The sequence below is a fragment of the Tersicoccus mangrovi genome, from assembly GCF_036881825.1.
In the GTDB taxonomy this organism is placed as follows: Bacteria; Actinomycetota; Actinomycetes; order Actinomycetales; family Micrococcaceae; genus Tersicoccus; species Tersicoccus mangrovi.
This window is the reverse complement of sequence record NZ_JBAJMW010000011.1, coordinates 72912-92087: the sequence shown is the minus strand read 5'-3', so window position 1 is coordinate 92087 and position 19176 is coordinate 72912. Positions and strand designations below refer to the sequence as shown.

The 19176-nt window shown below is 67.6% G+C and carries 18 protein-coding genes, 1 riboswitch and 1 other annotated feature; of the genes, 7 read left to right on the top strand and 11 right to left on the bottom strand.

Annotated elements, in window-relative coordinates:
• Positions 1 to 230 precede the first annotated feature (230 nt).
• Positions 231 to 473, top strand: a complete 243-nt coding sequence (locus tag V6N00_RS16895; protein ID WP_334234223.1) for a hypothetical protein — start codon at positions 231 to 233, stop codon at positions 471 to 473.
• 479 nt (positions 474 to 952) lie between these two features.
• On the opposite strand, the gene V6N00_RS16890 is transcribed toward V6N00_RS16895, so the two are convergent.
• Positions 953 to 1603, bottom strand: a complete 651-nt coding sequence (locus V6N00_RS16890; RefSeq protein ID WP_334234221.1) for a GntR family transcriptional regulator — start codon at positions 1601 to 1603, stop codon at positions 953 to 955.
• Positions 1604 to 1774: 171 nt separating this feature from the next.
• Between V6N00_RS16890 and V6N00_RS16885 the strand changes: the two genes are divergently transcribed.
• The 3 genes from V6N00_RS16885 to V6N00_RS16875 all read left to right on the top strand — a co-directional run bounded on the left by V6N00_RS16885 (position 1775) and on the right by V6N00_RS16875 (position 5365).
• Positions 1775 to 3262, top strand: a complete 1488-nt coding sequence (locus tag V6N00_RS16885) for a purine-cytosine permease family protein (RefSeq protein ID WP_334234220.1) — start codon at positions 1775 to 1777, stop codon at positions 3260 to 3262.
• A complete protein-coding gene (locus V6N00_RS16880; RefSeq protein WP_076697281.1) occupies positions 3259 to 3915 on the top strand; it encodes a flavin reductase family protein in 657 nt (218 codons plus the stop codon). Before V6N00_RS16885 ends, V6N00_RS16880 begins: the two co-directional genes overlap by 4 nt.
• 185 nt (positions 3916 to 4100) lie before the next feature.
• Positions 4101 to 5365, top strand: a protein-coding gene (locus V6N00_RS16875) for an IS3 family transposase (protein WP_334234216.1) whose coding sequence is annotated in 2 segments (ribosomal slippage) — positions 4101 to 4404 and positions 4404 to 5365 — 1266 coding nt in all. Because the reading frame shifts where the segments join, the coding sequence is not laid out codon by codon here.
• Positions 4400 to 4534: a sequence feature (AL1L pseudoknot), on the top strand. (Overlaps the previous gene by 135 nt.)
• 12 nt (positions 5366 to 5377) lie before the next feature.
• On the opposite strand, the gene V6N00_RS16870 is transcribed toward V6N00_RS16875, so the two are convergent.
• Positions 5378 to 8050 carry an excinuclease ABC subunit UvrA gene (locus V6N00_RS16870; RefSeq protein WP_334234214.1) on the bottom strand — a complete coding sequence of 891 codons (2673 nt, stop codon included), beginning with the start codon at positions 8048 to 8050 and terminating at the stop codon, positions 5378 to 5380.
• A gap of 438 nt (positions 8051 to 8488) precedes the next feature.
• Here V6N00_RS16870 and V6N00_RS16865 point away from each other — a divergent pair, with 438 nt between their 5' ends.
• Entirely contained in the window at positions 8489 to 8761 is a 273-nt protein-coding gene (locus V6N00_RS16865; protein ID WP_334234212.1) for a hypothetical protein, read from the top strand.
• A 165-nt stretch (positions 8762 to 8926) separates the two neighbouring features.
• Here V6N00_RS16865 and V6N00_RS16860 read toward each other — a convergent pair whose 3' ends face one another.
• From V6N00_RS16860 to V6N00_RS16835, 6 genes are all read right to left on the bottom strand, one after another.
• The gene (locus V6N00_RS16860; protein WP_334234210.1) at positions 8927 to 10057 is read right to left on the bottom strand and encodes an NAD(P)/FAD-dependent oxidoreductase; all 1131 of its coding nucleotides are present in this window, start codon (positions 10055 to 10057) and stop codon (positions 8927 to 8929) included.
• A 141-nt stretch (positions 10058 to 10198) separates the two neighbouring features.
• Positions 10199 to 10501 carry a putative quinol monooxygenase gene (locus V6N00_RS16855; RefSeq protein WP_334234208.1) on the bottom strand — a complete coding sequence of 101 codons (303 nt, stop codon included), beginning with the start codon at positions 10499 to 10501 and terminating at the stop codon, positions 10199 to 10201.
• Complete coding sequence (locus tag V6N00_RS16850; RefSeq protein WP_334234206.1) at positions 10498 to 11067, bottom strand: type 1 glutamine amidotransferase domain-containing protein; 570 nt, start codon at positions 11065 to 11067, stop codon at positions 10498 to 10500. The genes V6N00_RS16855 and V6N00_RS16850 overlap by 4 nt, the downstream gene beginning before the upstream one ends.
• Position 11068: 1 nt before the next feature.
• Positions 11069 to 12235, bottom strand: a complete 1167-nt coding sequence (locus tag V6N00_RS16845) for a glutathione-independent formaldehyde dehydrogenase (RefSeq protein ID WP_334234205.1) — start codon at positions 12233 to 12235, stop codon at positions 11069 to 11071.
• Between the two features lie 595 nt (positions 12236 to 12830).
• Positions 12831 to 13235 (bottom strand): VOC family protein, encoded by a 405-nt coding sequence (locus V6N00_RS16840; RefSeq protein WP_334234204.1) that lies wholly within the window; start codon positions 13233 to 13235, stop codon positions 12831 to 12833.
• Positions 13232 to 13570: an ArsR/SmtB family transcription factor gene (locus tag V6N00_RS16835; RefSeq protein ID WP_334234202.1), complete on the bottom strand. Its 339-nt coding sequence runs from the start codon at positions 13568 to 13570 to the stop codon at positions 13232 to 13234. Before V6N00_RS16835 ends, V6N00_RS16840 begins: the two co-directional genes overlap by 4 nt.
• A 130-nt stretch (positions 13571 to 13700) precedes the next feature.
• A riboswitch (SAM riboswitch) is annotated at positions 13701 to 13789 on the top strand.
• Between the two features lie 10 nt (positions 13790 to 13799).
• Here V6N00_RS16835 and V6N00_RS16830 point away from each other — a divergent pair.
• Together V6N00_RS16830 and V6N00_RS16825 are read left to right on the top strand one after the other, a co-directional pair.
• Positions 13800 to 15092, top strand: coding sequence for an acyl-CoA dehydrogenase family protein (locus V6N00_RS16830; protein ID WP_334234200.1), 1293 nt, complete (start codon positions 13800 to 13802; stop codon positions 15090 to 15092).
• A 67-nt stretch (positions 15093 to 15159) separates the two neighbouring features.
• Positions 15160 to 15660: a hypothetical protein gene (locus tag V6N00_RS16825; protein WP_334234199.1), complete on the top strand. Its 501-nt coding sequence runs from the start codon at positions 15160 to 15162 to the stop codon at positions 15658 to 15660.
• A 7-nt stretch (positions 15661 to 15667) separates the two neighbouring features.
• Here the strand turns inward: V6N00_RS16825 and V6N00_RS16820 are convergent, their stop codons facing one another.
• The 3 genes from V6N00_RS16820 to V6N00_RS16810 all read right to left on the bottom strand — a co-directional run bounded on the left by V6N00_RS16820 (position 15668) and on the right by V6N00_RS16810 (position 19160).
• Entirely contained in the window at positions 15668 to 16504 is an 837-nt protein-coding gene (locus V6N00_RS16820) for a GNAT family N-acetyltransferase (RefSeq protein ID WP_334234197.1), read from the bottom strand.
• A gap of 13 nt (positions 16505 to 16517) precedes the next feature.
• Positions 16518 to 17684 (bottom strand): flavodoxin-dependent (E)-4-hydroxy-3-methylbut-2-enyl-diphosphate synthase, encoded by a 1167-nt coding sequence (gene ispG, locus V6N00_RS16815; protein WP_334234196.1) that lies wholly within the window; start codon positions 17682 to 17684, stop codon positions 16518 to 16520.
• Positions 17685 to 17822: 138 nt separating this feature from the next.
• On the bottom strand, positions 17823 to 19160 hold the full coding sequence (locus tag V6N00_RS16810; protein ID WP_334234195.1) for a M50 family metallopeptidase: 1338 nt from the start codon (positions 19158 to 19160) through the stop codon (positions 17823 to 17825).
• Positions 19161 to 19176: the final 16 nt, after the last annotated feature.

Genomic DNA, 19176 nt, shown 5'->3' with positions numbered 1-19176 from the left:
GATTCGAAACATCAGGACGACCCCCTACCTGGGATCTTCCGGTCAATCTGACGAAGACTCTAGCCAAGCGATGGTTTTCTTGCCTTCGCTCTCGTCGGGTTACCGCCCCTCCGACCGCAGGCCTCGCCACGGCGGGAGAACTTGGCGTGGTTAGCCGGCCCTCTTCCAGGCAGTCCGCTGCCCCGTTGATGTGGACGACGGGGTATCTCTCTCGTCGTACCCATCGGCAGGTGGTCCAACTTACCGAGCAGGTGTTCGCCTGGATCGCTGCCGGGGAGTTCGACCGGCTCGGGGCCGTGATGCACGCCGTCACGGCTGATGAAAATCCGCGAATCTTTCTCGCCAGCGCATGGCGGGCGATCCAGTTCGATCTGGGGGCGCTGGAGCGGCTGAGCGCCTCCCACGTCGAGCTCCCCGGGGGGGGACGACGGTTGATGAATCTGCCTACCTTTCCGGCACCGTCGTCGGAGTGACCGCCATCCGGTGCGAGGAAGGTTCCCTCGAGGGACGCGTCGCCGTGACCGAAGACCTGAAGGTAATCGGGATTCTGATGGTCCCCCCGAAACACGGACGCCTTCCCTTCTAGTCATGCAGTGGCGATCGTTCTTCTGAAGATCGACGCCTCACGACACGGACAGCGCCGCCGGGTCGGTGGCAGTCAATCGTGCAGGATAGGCGAACGCCTATCGGACACTTCCCCACCCCTCAAGGGCGACTGTGCGCTGCTGCGATCCAAACCGTCGGAGCGTCTGTGATCGGCCCAAGTCACTCCAAGCCCGCCTGTTGACGAGTGCCCGCGCCCGGCGGTGCCAGAAGCGGACGATTGTCTGGCACCGACAGAAAGTGCCGGACCACCGTCCCGCCGGACGCCCAGCGATCACCACGCCACCGCCACCAGCCACCACGTCAGGCGTAGCTACAGGGACAACGGCATCAAAGATGCCCCGGCGTATCAGCGCGAGCCAGTTTCCTGATTGATCGTGGCGAACGAGAAGGCGACGAGATAGTCGATGAGCGCGTGTGACGCCTGTTCCGCTCCATCCGGATCGCGGGCGGTGACGGCGCGGAGAATGTCTGCGTGCAGTAACGACCCTCGTTGGATCTCGGCCTGCACGTCGCGGACGTGCGCGTGCCAGAAGCGGCGGGACAGTCCCTGCAGAGGGGCCATCGCGTCCTCCACGTATTCGTTGTGGCAGGCCGCGACCAGGAGGTGGTGGGTGGTGGTAACGGTGTCGAGGTAAGTGCTCAGGGTGAAGGTCTCGGAGTCCAGTCTTTCGATCATGGCCGTCATCCGGTCATGATCCGCCGGAGTTGCTCTCTTGCAGGCGAGTCGGACGGTCAGTGCTTCCAGAGCACGCCGCAGTTCGAGCATGCGCAACTGGGCCTCGACCGACGCGGGTGGGACGAGGACGCCCTTGTTCGGGTGCACTTCCACCATGCGGTTGCGCGCTAGCTGTTGCAGTGCTTCTCGCACCGGGGTCCGTCCGAGGCCAGTCATTTCCATCAGCACCGATTCCGACACCAGGGATCCGGGGGCGATGTCTTCCACGACGATGAGCCGCTCGATCTGCTCATACGCCAGCGCGGCCTTTCCCTGCAGCATCAGAGGCCGCCCGGAAAGCCGAGCGGAATGGCTGTGGCACGGTCGGGGATCGTGGTCAGAGGAGTTCGGCGTTGCGGTGGCATGCCGTCACCCTAGCTCCGAACCCTTGCACAACCGATATACCGGCTGCATACTGGTGTGATCCTGGCCACTCACTCGATCGAGGTCATCATGGCGAAGGCAGTCGAGCTGGAGCAACGCTCCATCGATTTCATCCCGGCGGACGAACGGTACGGTCACCCGCGCAGCTTGCTGTTCGTGTGGTTTGCGGCCAACACCTCCATCACCGCCGTGGTGACCGGTGCGTTGTTCGTGATCCTTGGCAACAGCGCCCTCTGGTCGATTCCGGCGATCATCATCGGCAACGCGGTGGGCGGGTTCGTGACCGCGCTGCACTCGGCGCAGGGGCCGCGGCTGGGGGTGCCGCAGATGATCCAGAGCCGGGCGCAGTTCGGCTACTACGGGGCGATCCTGCCGCTGATCCTCGCGCTGATGATTTACATCGGCTTCTACGCCACCGGCCTGGTGCTGGGGGGTCAGGCGATCGGCACGCTGGTGGGGATCCCTCACCAACTCGGGTCGGCGGTGTTCGCTGTGCTGTCCACGGTGCTGGCCGTGGTCGGCTACCGCTACATTCACCGCTTCTCCCATTTCGCTGCCGCGCTGAGCTTCGTGGTGTTCGTCGGGCTGCTGATCCGAATCTTGTCCGACGGGCGCATCGGCCAGGTGGCTGGGGAGCCCGCGTTCGACGTCGCGACCTTCGTCCTCGGCATCTCCCTGTCGGCGTCGTGGCAGCTGACCTTCGGCCCCTACATCGCCGACTACTCGCGGTACCTGCCCGCCGACACGCCGAAGCGGTCGACGATCGGGTGGACCTTCGCCGGCAGCGTGATCGGCGGGTCGCTGGCGATGACCCTCGGAGCCCTGGCCGCGGCCCTGGGTGGGGCCGCATTCGGCCACGATCAGGTCGGCTATCTTGCCGGCCTGGGCGGTGCGCTGTGGCCGATCGTTCTGCTGGCGGTGATCTGCGGCAAGCTCACGGGTAACACCCTGAGCTCCTACGGCGGGTACATGTCAGTGGCAACCATCATCACCAGCCTCGTCGGGCAGAACCGGGTCGGACCCCGGGCGCGCACCGTCTACGTCCTGATCATCTCGGTCATCTCGCTGGCGATCGCGCTAGCCGCGACCGATAACTTCCTCAGCGCGTTCACCGACTTCCTGCTGTTCCTCCTGTACTTCATGACCCCGTGGTCGGCGATCAACCTGGTCGACTACTACCTGGTCCGCAAGGAGCGATACAGCATCACCGCCCTGTTCGACCGCGACGGCGAGTACGGACGGATCAACGGCGGCGCCTTCCTCGCCTACATCCTGGGCGTGCTCATCCAGATCCCCTTCATGAACAGCAGCCTGTACGTCGGGCCCGTGGCCCAGCTCTTCGGCGGCGCTGAGATCGCCTGGATCATCGGCATCATCGTCGCCGGCGGCGTGTACTGGGCGCTCTCCGGACGTGTCCGCCGATCAATGACACGCGACAGGGACCACGCCCGCACCCTCGCCACCGCCGGCGCATCCATCACCCCCACCAGCACGTCCACTGGCCAAGGAGCCACCCCGGCGGACGTCCGCACCAACACCACCAAGGAGACCCCGTGAAGTACGACCCCTCCACCGACCGCAGCCCACTGCCCTACTCGCCCTTCAAGAGCTGCACCGTGCCCCGCCCGATCGGCTGGATTTCCAGCGTCAGCCCGGACGGCGTGGAGAACCTGGCCCCCTACAGCCAATGGCAGAACCTCACCTTCGACCCCCCGATGGTGATGTTCTCGGCCAACCAGTACCCGGACGGGCGGCGCAAGGACAGCGTGCTCAACGCCGAACAGACCGGTTGGTTCGTGTGGAACATGGCTACCTACGACCTCCGCGAGGCGGTCAACATCAGCGCCATGGCCCTACCTCCGGAGGTGAGCGAATTCGATCGCGCCGGCGTCACCCGCTCCTACGCCGAGCTCTCCCCGACCCCGATGGTGGCCGAAAGCCCCGTCCACTTCGAGTGTCGCTACCTCTCCACCCACCGCATGTCCGGCAACTCCAACGTGGGCACCATCGACATCGTCTTCGCCCAGGTCGAACGGATCCACATCAACGACGAGGTGATCACCGCGGACGGGAAGCTGGACATCCCCCGTATCCGGCCCCTCGCCCGGATGGGTTACTACGACTACACCTCGATCACCGAAACCTTCGAGATGCGCATCCCGGAGGCCTCCGACGCCGAGGCCTCCGGCCTCGAAGGCGCACCCGCCTAGACCCCTCCCGCACCATCGGGCGCTTGCTCGGGACGCCACGCGGGCGGTCCCGAGCAAGCGATCCGCGGTCCGATATGGGCACCTGCGGTGCGGCGCCAAGGAAAGGGCCGAAAGGTGAGTACGTCAATAGGTGAACCGCCCCGGGTTTGGTGGAGGCTCCTGACCTTGGAAACGAGGATGGAGTCATGCCGAAGGAACTGGCGAATGGGAAGCCGACGACGCGTCGCTACTCTGACGAGGAGAAGGCCGCCGCGGTGCGGATGGTGAGGACGCTGCGCGCCGAGCTCGGGGTCACGCAGGGGACCGTGCAGCGCGTCGCGACGCAGCTCGGATACGGGGTGGAGTCCGTGCGGATGTGGGTGAAGCAGGCCGACATCGATGACGGCGTCATCCCGGGCGTGAGCTCGACCGAGGCGCAGCGGGTGCGTGAGCTCGAGCAGGAAGTCCGGGAGCTGCGGCGGGCCAACGAGGTGCTCAAGCGGGCCGCGTCTTTCTTCGGGGCGGAGCTCGACCGCCACTATCGGAAGTAGTCGCGTTCATCGACGCGAACAAGGACGACACGGTCGACCGTCGCCGGCTCGGAGTCGAGCTCATCTGCAGGCTGTTGCAGGTGGCTCCGAGCAGCTACTACGCGACCAAGACCCGTGCCCCGTCCGCCCGTGCGGTGCGGGACGAGGAGCTGATCCCGCAGCTGGTCGAGCTGTTGGAGACCAACTACCGCGTCTACGGGGTCCGCAAGCTCTGGAAAGCGGCCCGGCGCGCGGGGATCGTGATCGGCCGCGACCAGACCGCGAGGCTGATGAAGCTGGCAGGGATGGAAGGCGCCAGGCGGTCGAAGAAGGTGAACACGACCCGGCCGGATCCGGCGTCGGCGCGGCACCCGGATCTGGTGCAGCGGGAGTTCACCGCGACTGCACCGAACCGGCTCTGGGTGACTGATCTGACGTTCGTGGCGACCTGGGCCGGCGTCGCGTACGTGTGCTTCATCGTGGACGCGTTCTCCCGCATGATCGTCGGCTGGCGGGTCGCGTCACACATGCGCACCGAGATGATCCTCGACGCGATCGAGATGGCCCGCTGGTCCCGAGGCCACCATCACGCCGACCTGCGATGTCACAGCGATGCGGGGTCTCAATTCACCTCGATTCGCTACGGCGAACGACTCGCGGAGATCGGTGCCACCCCGTCGATCGGGACCGTCGGGGACAGTTACGACAACGCCCTGGCCGAGACGGTGAACGGCTACTACAACGCCGAACTCGTCCGCGGGCCCGCGCGATCAGGGCCGTGGAAGACGGTCGAGGATCTCGAACTCGCCACGCTCGGCTGGGTGCACTGGCACAACACGCAGCGCCTCCACGGCTACCTCGGCGACGTCCCGCCCGCCGAGTTCGAGAACACGTTCTATGCTGTGCAAACCGGCCGCGAACAGCTCGTCGGAATCAAATAGCGCGAGTCTCCATCAGACCCAGGGCGCCTCACAGGTAGCCGCAACGATCAGTTTGATCGCCGCGGTGAGGTATTCCGCGGACGCGCCGACGCCGTTCTCGGCAACTTGTGCAGGAGTTCCAGCGGCGACGACTGCGCCGCCATCATCGCCGGCGCCGGGTCCGAGGTCGATGACGTAGTCGGCTGCTGCCACCACCCGCATGTCAAGCTCCACCGCGACGACGGTGTTTCCTGCGTCGACGAGGGTTTGCAGATGCGTCACGAGCCGGTCAGCGTCAGCGCAGTGCAGGCCCGAAGTTGGTTCGTCGAGAACATACAAGGTGTCCCCTCGTTGTGCGCGCTGTAGCTCGCTTGCGAGCTTCACGCGTTGTGCCTCACCTCCAGAGAGCTCGGTTGCCGGTTGTCCGAGTCGCAAGTATCCGAGACCCACGTCTGACAGTGCAGCTAGTGAGCGAGTGATGTCGTCTTCGCCGTCAAAGAACGGGTGGGCTTCCTCAACGCTCATCGCGAGCACGTCGGCGATGGTGCGCTCCCGCCAAGTGATCTCGAGGGTCGAGGCTTTGTACCGGGTCCCGTGACAGTCGGGGCATTCGGTGTACACGGATGGGAGGAAGAGTAGCTCGACCATCACGGACCCTTCGCCCTCACAGGTGGGGCAGCGGCCGCCAGAGACATTGAAGGAGAAACGGCCGGGCTTGTACCCACGCGAGCGAGCCTCGGGCGTCTCAGCGAAGCGTCGACGGACGTGGTCGAACAAGCCCGTATATGTTGCAACGTTCGATCGGGGGGTTCGGCCGATGGGTCGTTGATCGATGTTGACAACCCGCCGGACCCCCTCGAGACAGCCGTCGAAGACACCGTCGAGCCGCTCTGGGGTACCGGCAAGGAGCAGCTCGTCGCCGGTCGGTTCGTCCTCCGCCGGAATGCTGTGACCGAGGCGGTCACCGACGAGAGCCGGGAGGACCTGGCTGACCAAGCTCGACTTGCCGGAACCCGAGACTCCGGTGACCGCGGTGAAAACACCCAGGGGAATGTCGATGGAGACGCCGTGCAGGTTGTTACGAGTCACGTCCTTCAAGTGGAGCCACCCGCGCGGGTCGCGAGGGGTGTGCGGGGGCAGTCCACTGCCACCGAAGAGGTAGCCGCGTGTCACTGAGTCCTTGACGTCGGCAAGCCCATCGGTAGGGCCGCTGTAGAGAACGCGGCCGCCATGCTCGCCCGCGCCGGGGCCGATGTCCACGAGCCAGTCCGCGTGCCGCATGACATCGACGGAGTGCTCGACGACGAACAGGCTGTTTCCGCTTCTCTTGAGCCCGTCGAGGATCTTCAAGAGCGCTGTCACGTCTTGTGGGTGAAGGCCTGCGGATGGTTCATCGAGGACATAGACGACGCCGAACAGGTCGGAGCTGAGCTGTGTGGCGAGCCTGATTCGTTGCAACTCGCCACCCGACAGGGTCGGGGTGGTTCGACTTAACGACAGATACCCGAGGCCAAGATCGGTCAGTGGGCGGAGTCGCTCGATCAGCCCGGAAGCGAGCCGGGACGCAGCGGCGCGCTTCTCCGGCGAACGGTTTGCGGTGCGGCGCACATCGGGTGCGGCGGCGTGCGCGGACCCTCCGGCGGCGATGCGCTGCTCCGTGGCTGCGCGACGGGAATTGGCATGCAGCACAGCACCATTCGGAACGGTCTCGGCCTGTTGCGCTCTCGCAACAACGTCGGAGAGCATGTCAGCAAGCTCTCGAAGCGGCAACTGCGAGAACTCCGCGATGTCCAGGCCCTCGAACGTGACCGAGAGCGCTTCAGGCTTCAGCCGCTTCCCGTGACAGACCGGGCATAGGGCAGCGTCGAGGTACTGCGCGACGCGACGCTTCATCGACGCGCTCTTCGAGTTCGCGAATGTGTCCAACACATACCGGCGGGCTCCGACGAAGGTGCCCGAGTAGCTCGGCTCGACCCCGGCCTTGGTCGCGGCGCGAGCCTCAGCAAGCGTCAACCGGGAGTGGACCGGAACGAACGGGGTCTCATCCGTGTAAAGGATCCAGTCCCGGTCTTTTCGTGGCAGATCTTTCCATGGCACGTCAACGTCATAGCCGAGGGCCACCAACACGTCGCGGAGCTGGTGTCCGTGCCATGCCGTCGGCCAGGACGCGATCGCGCGCTCCCGGATCGTGAGCGACGGATCCGGCACCATCCGCTCCTCGGGCACCGCGTAGACACGACCAATGCCGTGACACTCCGGGCAGGCCCCCTGCACCGTGTTCGCAGAAAAATCCTCCGCGTAGAGCATCGGCTGCCCATCCGGATAGTCCCCGGCGCGGGAGTACAGCATCCGCACGAGACTGGACACCGTGGTGATGCTTCCCACCGTGGACCGGGCACTGCGTCCTCCACGCTGCTGCTGCAACGCCACGGCCGGCGGCATCCCGGTGATGGAGTCAACATCGGGAACGCCCGCCTGGTCGATCAGACGGCGAGCGTACGGCGCCACCGACTCCAAATACCGTCGCTGCGACTCCGCGTACAGCGTCCCAAACGCCAACGATGACTTCCCGGAACCCGACACACCCGTGAACACCACTAACGAGTCCCGCGGAACGGAGAGGTCCACATTCCGCAGGTTGTGCTCCCGAGCACCCGAGACCCGAACCTGCGCGTCGGCGGCGGGTGAAGAACCAGACGAAGTCATGACCGGATCGTACGGGACTGCGCGAGCGAGGTCTGACCGTCCTCACAGAGATGTGCGCACAGATGGACAAGTACTACGGCTTTCTCGAGAGCACGCCACTCGACGCCGCGGGCCGTGCAAGCCTCGTCGATCAGCGACGGTGGCTGACCGAACGCCGTGGTGATGTGACCTCAATCCGAACTACGACGGCGACGCTCAACCTCACTGAGATCATCGGCGCCGCAGCTGACCACGCGTTCCTGGACCGGACGTCGCGCGACGCCGCCCGGCGGTTGTGGCGTGAGATGAGCGCTGACGCTCACGTTCTTGGTTGGTCGCTCTTCCAGCGGACAAACTTCGGACCGGCTGAGCGACGCACGGGTGTGGGCGAGGGAAAAGCTCCAGGAACTCTGGAGCACGTCGCGGAACCATTCCTAGCGTCGTACCGACGATTGAAGTGTGGGTGGTCGTTGTCCGACCGCCGCTGCGAGGAACCCTAACCAGGACGAACCGCTGCTCAATGCGGGCAACACGGCCGTCGCCGCGGAGCTGGACATTCGTGTCATCGCGGTGGCCGATCACGTGATCGATCTTGAACCCGGTGCGGGCGACGCTGGCGGGATCGTGGTTGCAGCTGGTACGCCCGAGCACGTCGCGGACAAAGGTGTCGGTGCTTCCGCGGGCTACCTCACCGCCGCACTGCAGGCAGCCACCAACGTGACCCCATCGTGACGAGCGTGCCGCTGTGCGATGTGAGAATCGGACCGCGGCACGCTCGACGAGGTCGTGGTCTCGGGCGGGGAGCTTAGAGGCCAGGACGTCCAATTTCTCGATCGTGGGTTCGCTGAACAGTTTGCCGGCCAGAATCGCGGGTCCCCCGCGATTGGGAGACACGCCCTAGCTCTGGGCCTCGCCGAGGCGCGCTTCGGGCGTGAGGTCGGCGCGGAGACCGCCGCCGGTCGCAGCCCGGGCAAGAGCGCGACCCAGCGCAGGTGCCTGCTTGAACAAATTGTGACCAGCCACAAAAAGGACAGAGCCTGCCTCCCACACGGCCACGCCGTCCTCACTCCACGGGAGGTCGGTCACCCAGCAGTGAAGGAAGTCGCGCGGCTCTGGGTGGAGACCGGGCAGCGCCCGTGTCACGTATTCGCGTGCGCGTTCGTCCAGCGATCGAATCGCCGCCGGGTCGATGAAAGTTCCGTCGTCGCGGACGCCGACGGTGTCGCTGAGTCCGACCGAGTAGTTTCTGTTGCCCGGTAGCGGCGTCGCGTAGACGCCGACTTCGCCGAAGACGCCGCTGCTGTCCTGCAGGCACGCGACTCGTGCCGGGGCGGCGGCTTTCACGTCGAAGGTCAGCCTGACGTGTGCGGCAAGGCGAACCGGCAGCGACAGGCCGACGCTGCGTGCCAGGCGGGCGGTTTCGCGGCCGGCGCACACGACCACCTTGGAGTAGACAGCCCGGTCGGTGACGCTGCGCACCTCGACCGTCCCGTCGGCGCGGGGATCGATGGAGATGACCTCACCGGTGGTGACCGCATCTGCGAGGGCACCCGTGAGTGCCGTGATCGCGGCTCGGGTGCGGATCGCGCCGCCCGACTCGTCGAGCACCGCTGGCCCCGAATACCCAGCGAGCAGCGGCATCCGCTGGGCGACCTCGGCCGCGTCGATCTCGTGCGCTTCCACGCCGCCGACCTGGTCGAGCACCCGCAGCCGCGCCAGGGCGCTGTCTCCGATCGCCAGGACACCGTCTGATGAGACCAGCTCGACGTCGAAGTGTTCGGCCCACTCATCCCATACCCCACGGCTTTCGCGCGCGAAAGCGACGAGTCGCGGGTCGTCGTGAGCGTGCCGGAAGATCCGCGACTCGCCTGCGGACTGACCCGTCCCGGGCAGACCAGCCTCATACAAGCGCACCGGCACGCCCTGCTCCCGCAGCGCGTACGCCGTCGACAGACCGACGATCCCGCCCCCGATCACTGCTACCTCGGGTGCACGCGTCGTGGCAACGCCGTCGTCAGTTCCTGTCATCGCGGTTCCCCGATCTGTTGGTGACTAGCGATAGGGCGCAAAAGAAGGGGCCGCTGCCACGACGTCAGCGGGCTGTGTAAGCCCGAAGTCACCGCGCGCAGCGACCCCTCCTTTCTGTGCCAGTACTCCCGGTCTGCGGTGTCAGGCGGGGAGTTTGGAGCCCAGGAGGTCCAACTTCTCGATCGTCGGCTCGCTGAACAGTTTGCCGGTCTGCTCGCCGAGAGCGGCAGCGACTGCGCCGGACAGGTGCGCGTCGCGGCCGGCGTCATCGGGGAACACGTCGAAGATCCCGAAGGAGGACGGGCCGAGACGGATCGCGAACCACGCGACGGTGGCCGGTTCCTCCTCGACGAGTCCTCGCCCGATGCCGAGGAATTCCTGGACCTCGTCTTCCTTGCCGGGCAGGGCCTCCAGCCTGACAAGCAGTCCCTTCGTCACGCTCACGACGTCACCTCTTCCTGGGTCGAATTGCTCGCAAATTTCACCACGACCGTATCGCAGAACGCAGGCAGGTCATCGGGCGAGCGGCTGGTGATCAGGTTCCCGTCGACCACGACATCCTGGTCAACGACCTCAGCACCGGCGTTGCGGAGATCCGTGCGGATGCTCGGGAAGGACGTCAAGGTGCGACCTCCGACCACACCAGCCTCAATCAGCGTCCACGGCCCGTGACAGATCGCCGCCACGGGCTTGCCACTCTCGACGAACTCGCGGACGAAGGAAACGGCGTCCTTGTCGACCCGGAGCTGGTCGGGGTTCACCGTGCCGCCCGGGAGAAGCAGGGCGTCGTAGTCGCCCACCGAGGCGTCGGCGACCAACCCGTCGACGGTGAACGTGCCCGCTTCATCCAGGTCGTTCTCACGGGCCTGAATCTCACCGTCATGGATCGAGAGAACCTCTGTCTGAGCGCCGGCCCGTTCCAGCGCCTCGCGGGGCTGCTCGAGCTCGACTCGCTCGACCCCGTCGGCGGCGAGGATGGCGACTCTCTTGCCCTGCAGCGTCTCGGCCATATCAGTTCGCCTTCTTCTCGGTCGACATCCCGGGCTTGATGAGGACCTTGGTCCAACCCTCGGACCGGGCGTCGAAGTTCTTGTAGGCATCGGCAGCCTGGTCCAACGAGATCTCGTGGGAGACGATCCACGAAGGGGTCGCCTTCCCGGCCGCGATCAAGTCTCGCAGCCGGCGGTTGTACCGCTTGACCGGGGCCTGACCGCTCCCCATGGTCTGCCCCTTAAACCAATGCGTTCCGAAGTCGATGGCCGCCTTGCCCTGCTTGGCCAATTCGCCCTTGGCCCCCGGATCCTGGGGAACGAACACGCCAACGGTGCCGATTCCTCCGGTGAAACGCACCGAGTTGATGAGCATGTTCAGCGTGGCGGCGGTGTCCTCGTTGCCCTGGGGATCGTGGGCCTGGTAGCCCACGCATTCGCAACCACGGTCAGCTCCGAGCCCCATCGTCTCGTCCAGCACAGCCTGCACGGGGTCGACCTTGGAGTCGTCGATGGCAATCGCACCGATCTGCTCGGCCAGCGCGAGCCGGTCAGGGTGGCGATCGACCACCATCACCTTTGCTGCGCCCTTGATCATCGCGGACAGGGCGGCCATCAATCCGACCGGACCCGCCCCAGCGATCACAACGCTGTCGCCGGGTATCACGCCGGCCATCTCGGTGGCATGGTAGCCGGTGGGGAAGATGTCAGAGAGCATGACGTAATCGTTCTCCCTCTCCTCCGCATCCTCGCCCAGGCGCAGCGCGTTGTGGTCACCGAAAGGCACGCGGAGCAGCTCCGCTTGGCCACCGCCATAGGGACCCATGTCGGCGAACCCATAGGCCGCTCCGGCGAATGATGGTTCGGGCTGGGTGGTGAGACAGTAGTTGGTCAGGCCGCGTTCGCAGTTCTTACAGAATCCGCACGAGATGTTGAACGGGAGCACAACCCGGTCTCCGACCCTGACCTTCTCCACGCCACTACCGACTTCGATGACCTCCCCCATGTTCTCGTGACCGAACGTCCGGCCTACTTCGAAGGAAGTCCGCCCCTCGTACATGTGGAGGTCCGAGCCGCAGATGTTCGTCGTCGTTACCCTGACCAGGACATCGGTGGGTCGCTCGATCTTCGCGTCCGGGACGTCCTTCGTGCTGACCTGACGGGGTCCCTCGTACACCACTGCTTTCATGTCTACTCCGATCCGATCGTGTTGCTCGATGTCTTTCCGGCAGGCCTCTCCGACGCCGGCCCCGCTAGACAGCGAACGCCCCCAGGAACCACGTGTCAAGGGGCTCGCCTTGAGTTGATCTGTAGCGATCGAGCCGGGATAGTGCCCGGGTCCGCTGCTCGATCCCAGGGCATACGCTCTGTACACGCTTGCGGTGGTCGCGCCATTCGTCCTTGTGCTCGTTATCATCGTGACGTTGACAGCGGTTCTGATGATGAGCCGGTACCGCAAAGGGGTAATCGTCACGACCGCGGTCGTCAGCGCGGCCCTGTGCCAACCAACGCGGCTGTGCGAATCAGCGGCGAGTTGCAGGCCGCTTGCGCTCGCTGGGCAGGAAGCCGAGCGCCAGTGGAACAATGACTGATAGTGCGTCGTGGGTAGCGGAACGATGCGCCGACTTTTTCGGCGATCACGAGGCGGCTCCGCCGTAGACGATCGTTTGCGGCGAGGCTACCAGACGTCGGTCGGGTCCGAGATTCGCTGGCATGCGCCCTGCCATATCCGGCTCTTCCTCCTTGAGGTGGGGGTGGGCGGCGTTGACGAACCGAGCTACATATCAGTCGGTCGGGGCGCCGGTCAACGCGGCGAGCTGGATGAGGTTGCCGCACGTGTCGTCGAACACCGCGGTGGTGACCGGCCCCTGGCTCAGCGGTTCCTGGGTGAACACGACGCCGAGGCCGCGCAGGCGCTCGTACTCCGCGGCGACGTCGGTGACGCCGAAGCTGGTGAACGGGATGCCGTCGGCGACGAGCGCGTCCCGGAACGGCCCGACCGCGGGGTGCTCGGCCGGCTCGAGGGAGATCTGGACGCCGTCGGGGTGCTCGGGCGAGGAGACGGTCAGCCACCGGTACGGCCCACCGAGCGGGATGTCCTGCTGCGGCACGAAGCCCAGCGGGCCGGTGTAGAAGTCGAGCGCGGCCTGCTGGTCGTCGACGAAGATGCTCATGGTGGTGATGATCATGGCTGCTCCCGGGTGGACGTGATGGGGTGCTCGGTGGGGTTCTCGATGCGGGTGGCTCCGGCCTCCGGGAGGCGGGCGAACCAGTCGCGGACGGGCGCGAGCGCGCCTGCGTGCAGGTGATGGATGGTCGTCCGGCCGCGGGTGCTGACCGTGACGACACCGGCCTCCTTGAGGACGCCGACGTGCTTGGCGACGGCCTGCCGGGTCAGGGGCAGTCCGTGCCGCTCGAGCAGCCGGATGGTCAGCTCGAACAGCGTCTGGTCGTTCCGTTCCGCCAGCTCGCCGATCAGGGCCCGTCGGGCCGGATGGGCGATGGCGGTGAACCCGTCGTCCACGGCATCAGAATACGCAACCTTTGGGTTTCTTGTCCAGCGGTGTATGACCTCGTGTGTCCCGTGCGCGCCACCGCGGACTTGCGACAGCACCCGGTCGTCGTCTGGGCTGAGCGTGTCCCCCCGGGGGCGCCCACCATCCCGAGCGGCCGAGAGACCTGGCTCCACGACGCCGCAGCAACCACTCTCCGGAGCCGGTGCTACCGCCAGGTGCGATGGAGCTGATGTGCCGATGACCACGACCGTTTCCCCTGCGCCCGCGTCCTCCTCCCCGCCGGTCGACCCCGCCGCCGAGTACGCGCGGGTGCACGCCCGCTTCGCCCCGATCATCGCCCGCATCGCCGCGGACGCACTGCGTCGCGACCAGGAGCGGACCCTCCCCCACGATCCGGTGCGGTGGCTCGACGAGGCCGGGTTCGGCGCGCTGCGGGTGCCGGCCGAGCACGGCGGCGCGGGGGCCTCCGTCGAGACGGTGATCCGGCTGCTGGTCGACCTCGCGGCCGCGGACTCGAACATCGCCCACCTCTACCGGTCCCACCTCGGGTTCACCGAATCGCTGCGCTGGCAGCCGGAGGCGGTGCGCCGGCGCTGGTACCGCCGGATCGCCGGCGGCCAGACCGTGGGCAACGCCTCGACCGAGCGCGGCGGCAACGCCCTCGGGACGGTGAACACCACCCTGCGCCGGGACGGGGCCGGCGCCTGGCGACTCGACGGCACGAAGTACTACACGACCGGCACGATCTTCTCCGACCACACCCGCGTCAGCGCCGCCCTCGACGGCGCGCTCGGCCGCCGCTTCGCCGTCGTCCCCGTGACCGCGGCCGGCGTCACCGTCGAGGACGACTGGGACGGGTTCGGGCAGCGCCTGACCGGCACCGGCACCGCCACGTTCACCGACGTCCTGGTCGACGACATCGACGTGCTGGACCGGGTGGTCGGCTCGGCGGAGGCGGTGCACGAGGCCGCGTTCTTCCAGCTCGTGCTGCTCGCGGTGCTCGCCGGCATCGCCCGGGCCGCCCGGGACGACGCCGCCACGATCGTCGCCGGCCGGACGCGGACCTTCAACACCGGCTCGGGCCTGCCGTTCCGGGAGGACCCGCTGATCCAGCAGGTGGTCGGCCGGATCGCCGCAAACGCGTTCGCGGCCGAGGCCACCGTGCTGGCCGCCGCCCGCAGCCTCGACCGGGCGCTGGTCGATGCCCCGGCCGCCACCGGCGCGGGCGAGGAACCGGCGCCGGCCACCCCGGCGCAGCTGCGGGCCGAGGTCGACGTCGAACAGGCCCAGGTGACCGTGCCCGAGCTCGCCCTCGCCGCCGCACAGCAGCTGTTCGAGGCCTCCGGCGCGTCCGCCACGAGCACGAAGAAGGGCCTGGACCGGCACTGGCGCAACGCCCAGACCGTCGCCACCCACAACCCGGCGGTGTTCCGGGCGCGCGCCATCGGCGACTGGTTCGTCAACGGCACCCCGCCCGAGGGGCTGAACGCCATCGGCGAGGCCCGCCCCTCCCCCGGGTCGCGGTTCTGACGCGGCGCACTCCGCGGCGGCCACCAGCGCACTCGCGGAGCGCTGCCGCGACGTGTTCAATGGCGGTATGGCGAACGGACACGAGCGACTCGACGACGACCAACTGGCCCCCTACCTCGTGCACCACCTGCTCGCCGCCGGTTCCGGCCTGCGTCTCTTCCGGGCGGTGAGCCGCACGTGGGCGTCGACCGAGCACGGACCGGCGATGCGCCGCCTGACTGCGGACGTGGACGCCGACCGCCGCGACCTGGCGGCGCTGATCCGCCGGCTCGGCTACCGGATCCCTCCGGTGCGCCGGGTGATCGGCATCGCCTCGGCCACCGTCGCCCGGCTCGACCCGATCAACCCGCTACGCCGCCGCGGCACCCAGGCGGCGCAGATGGAGATCGAGGCGCTGGAGTCCGCGGTCGACATGAAGGAATCCCTGTGGGACACCCTGCTGGCGCTGCCGGCGGACGCGGGACTGGACCGGCCGGCCCTGCAACGGCTGCAGCGGCGCGCCGGTGACCAGCGCGAACAGCTCACCGCGATCCGTCGCACCACGGCGCCGGCCCGCTTCCTGCGCTGACCGGTCCTCAGAACAGGACGGTGGCGAACCGGCCGACCGGGGTGAAACCCACGTGTTCGTACACGGCGCGGGCGCGCGTGTTGAAGTCGTTGACGTAGAGGCTGACGACGGGCGCACGGCGCCGGGCGAGGGTCACGACGTCGGCCATGAAGCCCGCGGCGAGGCCCTGACCGCGGTGCCGCGGATTGACCCACACCCCCTGGATCTGGCTCGCATGGGCGCTGATCGTGCCGAGGTCGGCCTTGAACACGATGTCGCCGTCGCGGTCCCGGTGGATGAGGCACTGCCCGGCGGCGATGAAGCCGCGCACCCGCTCCCGGTAGGACTGCTCCCCCGCCTGCAGGGGGCTGTACCCGACCTCCTCGGTGAACATGTCCACGGAGGCGGGCAGCACGACGTCGAAGTCCTCCTGGCCGGCAAGCCGCACGAGGCCGGGACCGCGCACGGGCACGTCGGGCCCGACGGCGAGCAGCGGCTGGTCCGGCCGGACGTCGAACGGGTGCGGGCTGCGGCCCTTGATCGCGTCCCACAGCGGCAGGACCGAGTCGGCGGGGCCGAAGATCGAGGAGAACCGGCGACGCAGGGCCACGAGGGCGTCCGCGAGCGGCTCCGCGACGTCCGCCGTCGCCCCCACGGGGACGACGTTCGCCCCGGCCCAGCACGCGGCCGTCAGTCGGCCGCCGTCGACGTGCCCGAGGATCCGCCCGGTCCCGGCGACGATGCCGCGGGAGCCGAGCTGGGAGTCGAGGAAGATGTTCGCCACGGGGTCCGCGGCGACGAGTTCGCGCAGGGCAGCCGTGTCCGCGGCACCGAGCTCACGGACACCGTCGACGCCGACCGGCACGGGGGCGCTCAGCTCAGCTGACGCTGACCACGGGGCTGCCCGCGACGGCGTCCTCGCCACCGGTCTCCCCCATCTCCTCGGCGATGCGCATCGCCTCGTCGATCAGGGTCTCGACGATCTGGTCCTCGGGCACGGTCCTGACGACCTCGCCCTTGACGAAGATCTGGCCCTTGCCGTTGCCGGACGCCACGCCGAGGTCGGCCTCACGGGCCTCGCCCGGGCCGTTGACGACGCAGCCCATGACGGCCACGCGCAGCGGCACGGTCAGGCCCTCGAGCCCCTCGGTCACCTTGTCGGCCAGCGTGTAGACGTCCACCTGGGCACGCCCGCAGGACGGACAGGAGACGATCTCGAGCTTGCGCGGCCGCAGGTTCAGCGACTGCAGGATCTGGTTGCCGACCTTGACCTCCTCGACCGGCGGGGCCGAGAGGGAGACGCGGATGGTGTCGCCGATGCCCTGGGACAGCAGCGCACCGAACGCGGTGGCGGACTTGATGGTGCCCTGGAACGCGGGACCGGCCTCGGTCACGCCCAGGTGCAGCGGCCAGTCGCCGCGCTGGGCGAGCAGCTCGTAGGCGCGCACCATGACGACGGGGTCGTTGTGCTTGACGGAGATCTTGAAGTCGTGGAAGTCGTGCTCCTCAAAGAGGGACGCCTCCCACACGGCGGACTCGACGAGCGCCTCGGGCGTCGCCTTGCCGTACTTGTCCATGATCCGCTTGTCGAGGGAGCCGGCGTTGACGCCGATGCGGATCGACGTGCCGTGGTCCTTCGCCGCCTGAGCGATCTCCTTGACCTGGTCGTCGAACTTGCGGATGTTGCCCGGGTTGACGCGGACCGCGGCGCAACCGGCCTCGATCGCGGCGAACACGTACTTGGGCTGGAAGTGAATGTCGGCGATCACCGGGATCTGCGACTTCTTCGCGATGATCGGCAGTGCGTCGGCGTCGTCCTGGCTCGGGCACGCGACGCGGACGATGTCGCAGCCTGACGCGGTGAGTTCCGCGATCTGCTGCAGGGTGGCGTTGATGTCCGTGGTGGGCGTCGTCGTCATGGACTGGACGCTGACCGGGTAGTCGGACCCGACACCGACGCTGCCCACCTTGATCTGGCGGGTCTTCCGTCGCGGTGCGAGCACCGGCGGCGGCGAAGCGGGCATTCCCAGGCTGACCGAGGTCAAAGTCTCTCCTCACGGATCGGTGGACCGACGTCCATTATCCCCCTCGTTGTCTTCGTCGCCGTCCCGGGGGCCGGATCGTTCGCCAGCAGCGCGGACCCGCGGCGGCCCGCGGCGTCACGATGGGGCCCAGGGCCGGCCTCAGAAGAGGTTCACGGGCTTGACGATGTCGGCGAAGATCAGCAGCGCGCCCATCACGAGCAGCAGCCCCGCGACCACGTACGTCACCGGCATCAGCTTGGCGATGTCGACCGGGCCGGGATCGCGACGCTTGAACATCCGGGCGAAGCCACGGCGGATCGCCTCCCACAGGGCCCCGGCGACGTGGCCGCCGTCCAGCGGCAGCAGCGGAATGAGGTTGAACACGAAGAGGGCGATGTTGACGCTGCCGACGAGCCCGATCAGCCCCGCGACCTTCGACTTCACGTCGATCTGGTCGGTCGCGGCGACCTCGCCGGCGATGCGGCCGACACCGACGACGCTCATGGGACCGTTCGGGTCCCGCGGCGCGCTGGTGAACGCGGCCTGGCCGACCTCCACCATCCGCTGCGGCAGGTGCAGGACGACGCCGACGACGGCGCCGACGTTCTGCCCGACCGTCGGCAGCACCTCGGTGACGGGCTGCGGCACCATCGCCTGCGTCGGCCCGATGCCGACGAAGCCGGCCCGCGTCGTCTGCACGGTGCCGTTGCCGTCGCGCACCGGCTGGCCCTTGGCGTCGAGCACGGAGACGTCGTTGATGACGGGCGTGATGGTCGAGTTCACGCGGGTGCCGTGGCGTTCTACGACGATCGGCACGGTCTTGCCGGCGCTGTCCCGGATGAGGCTGGTCAGCTGGTTCCAGGAGGTCACGTCGGTGCCGCCGAAGCCGACGATGGTGTCGCCGGGCTGCAGCTTCGCGGCCACCGCCGGGGACGGCTTGTCGGTGGACAGGCACGAGGTCTGGCCCGTGCGCTGCTGCTGGGCGGCGGTGACGACGCACTGGCTGAGCGACCCGACCGTCGTCGTCGGCTGCGCCGTGCCGAACCCCATGAGCAGCACCCCGATCAGCACGGTGCCGATCAGCAGGTTCATGGTCGGGCCGCCGAGCATGATGACGATGCGCTTCCACACCGGCAGCCGGTAGAACATCCGGTTCTCGTCGCCGGGTTGCAGTTCCGCAGCGGAGGCGCGGCGCGCGTCGTCCGCCATGCTCTGGAAGACGCCGGTGGTCGAGGCGCGCACGCGGCCGTCCTCGCGCGCCGGCGGGTACATGCCGATCATGGCGATGTAACCGCCCGCGGGGATGAGCTTGACGCCGTACTCGGTCTCGCCGCGGCGGACGGAGAACACGGTGCGGCCGAAACCGATCATGTACTGGGTGACCCGGACGCCGAACAGCTTCGCGGGCACCAGGTGGCCCACCTCGTGCAGCGCGATCGACAGGACGACGCCGACGACCACGACGAGGACACCGAGGATGAAGAGCACTACAGTCATGGCCGTCCTGCGGAGT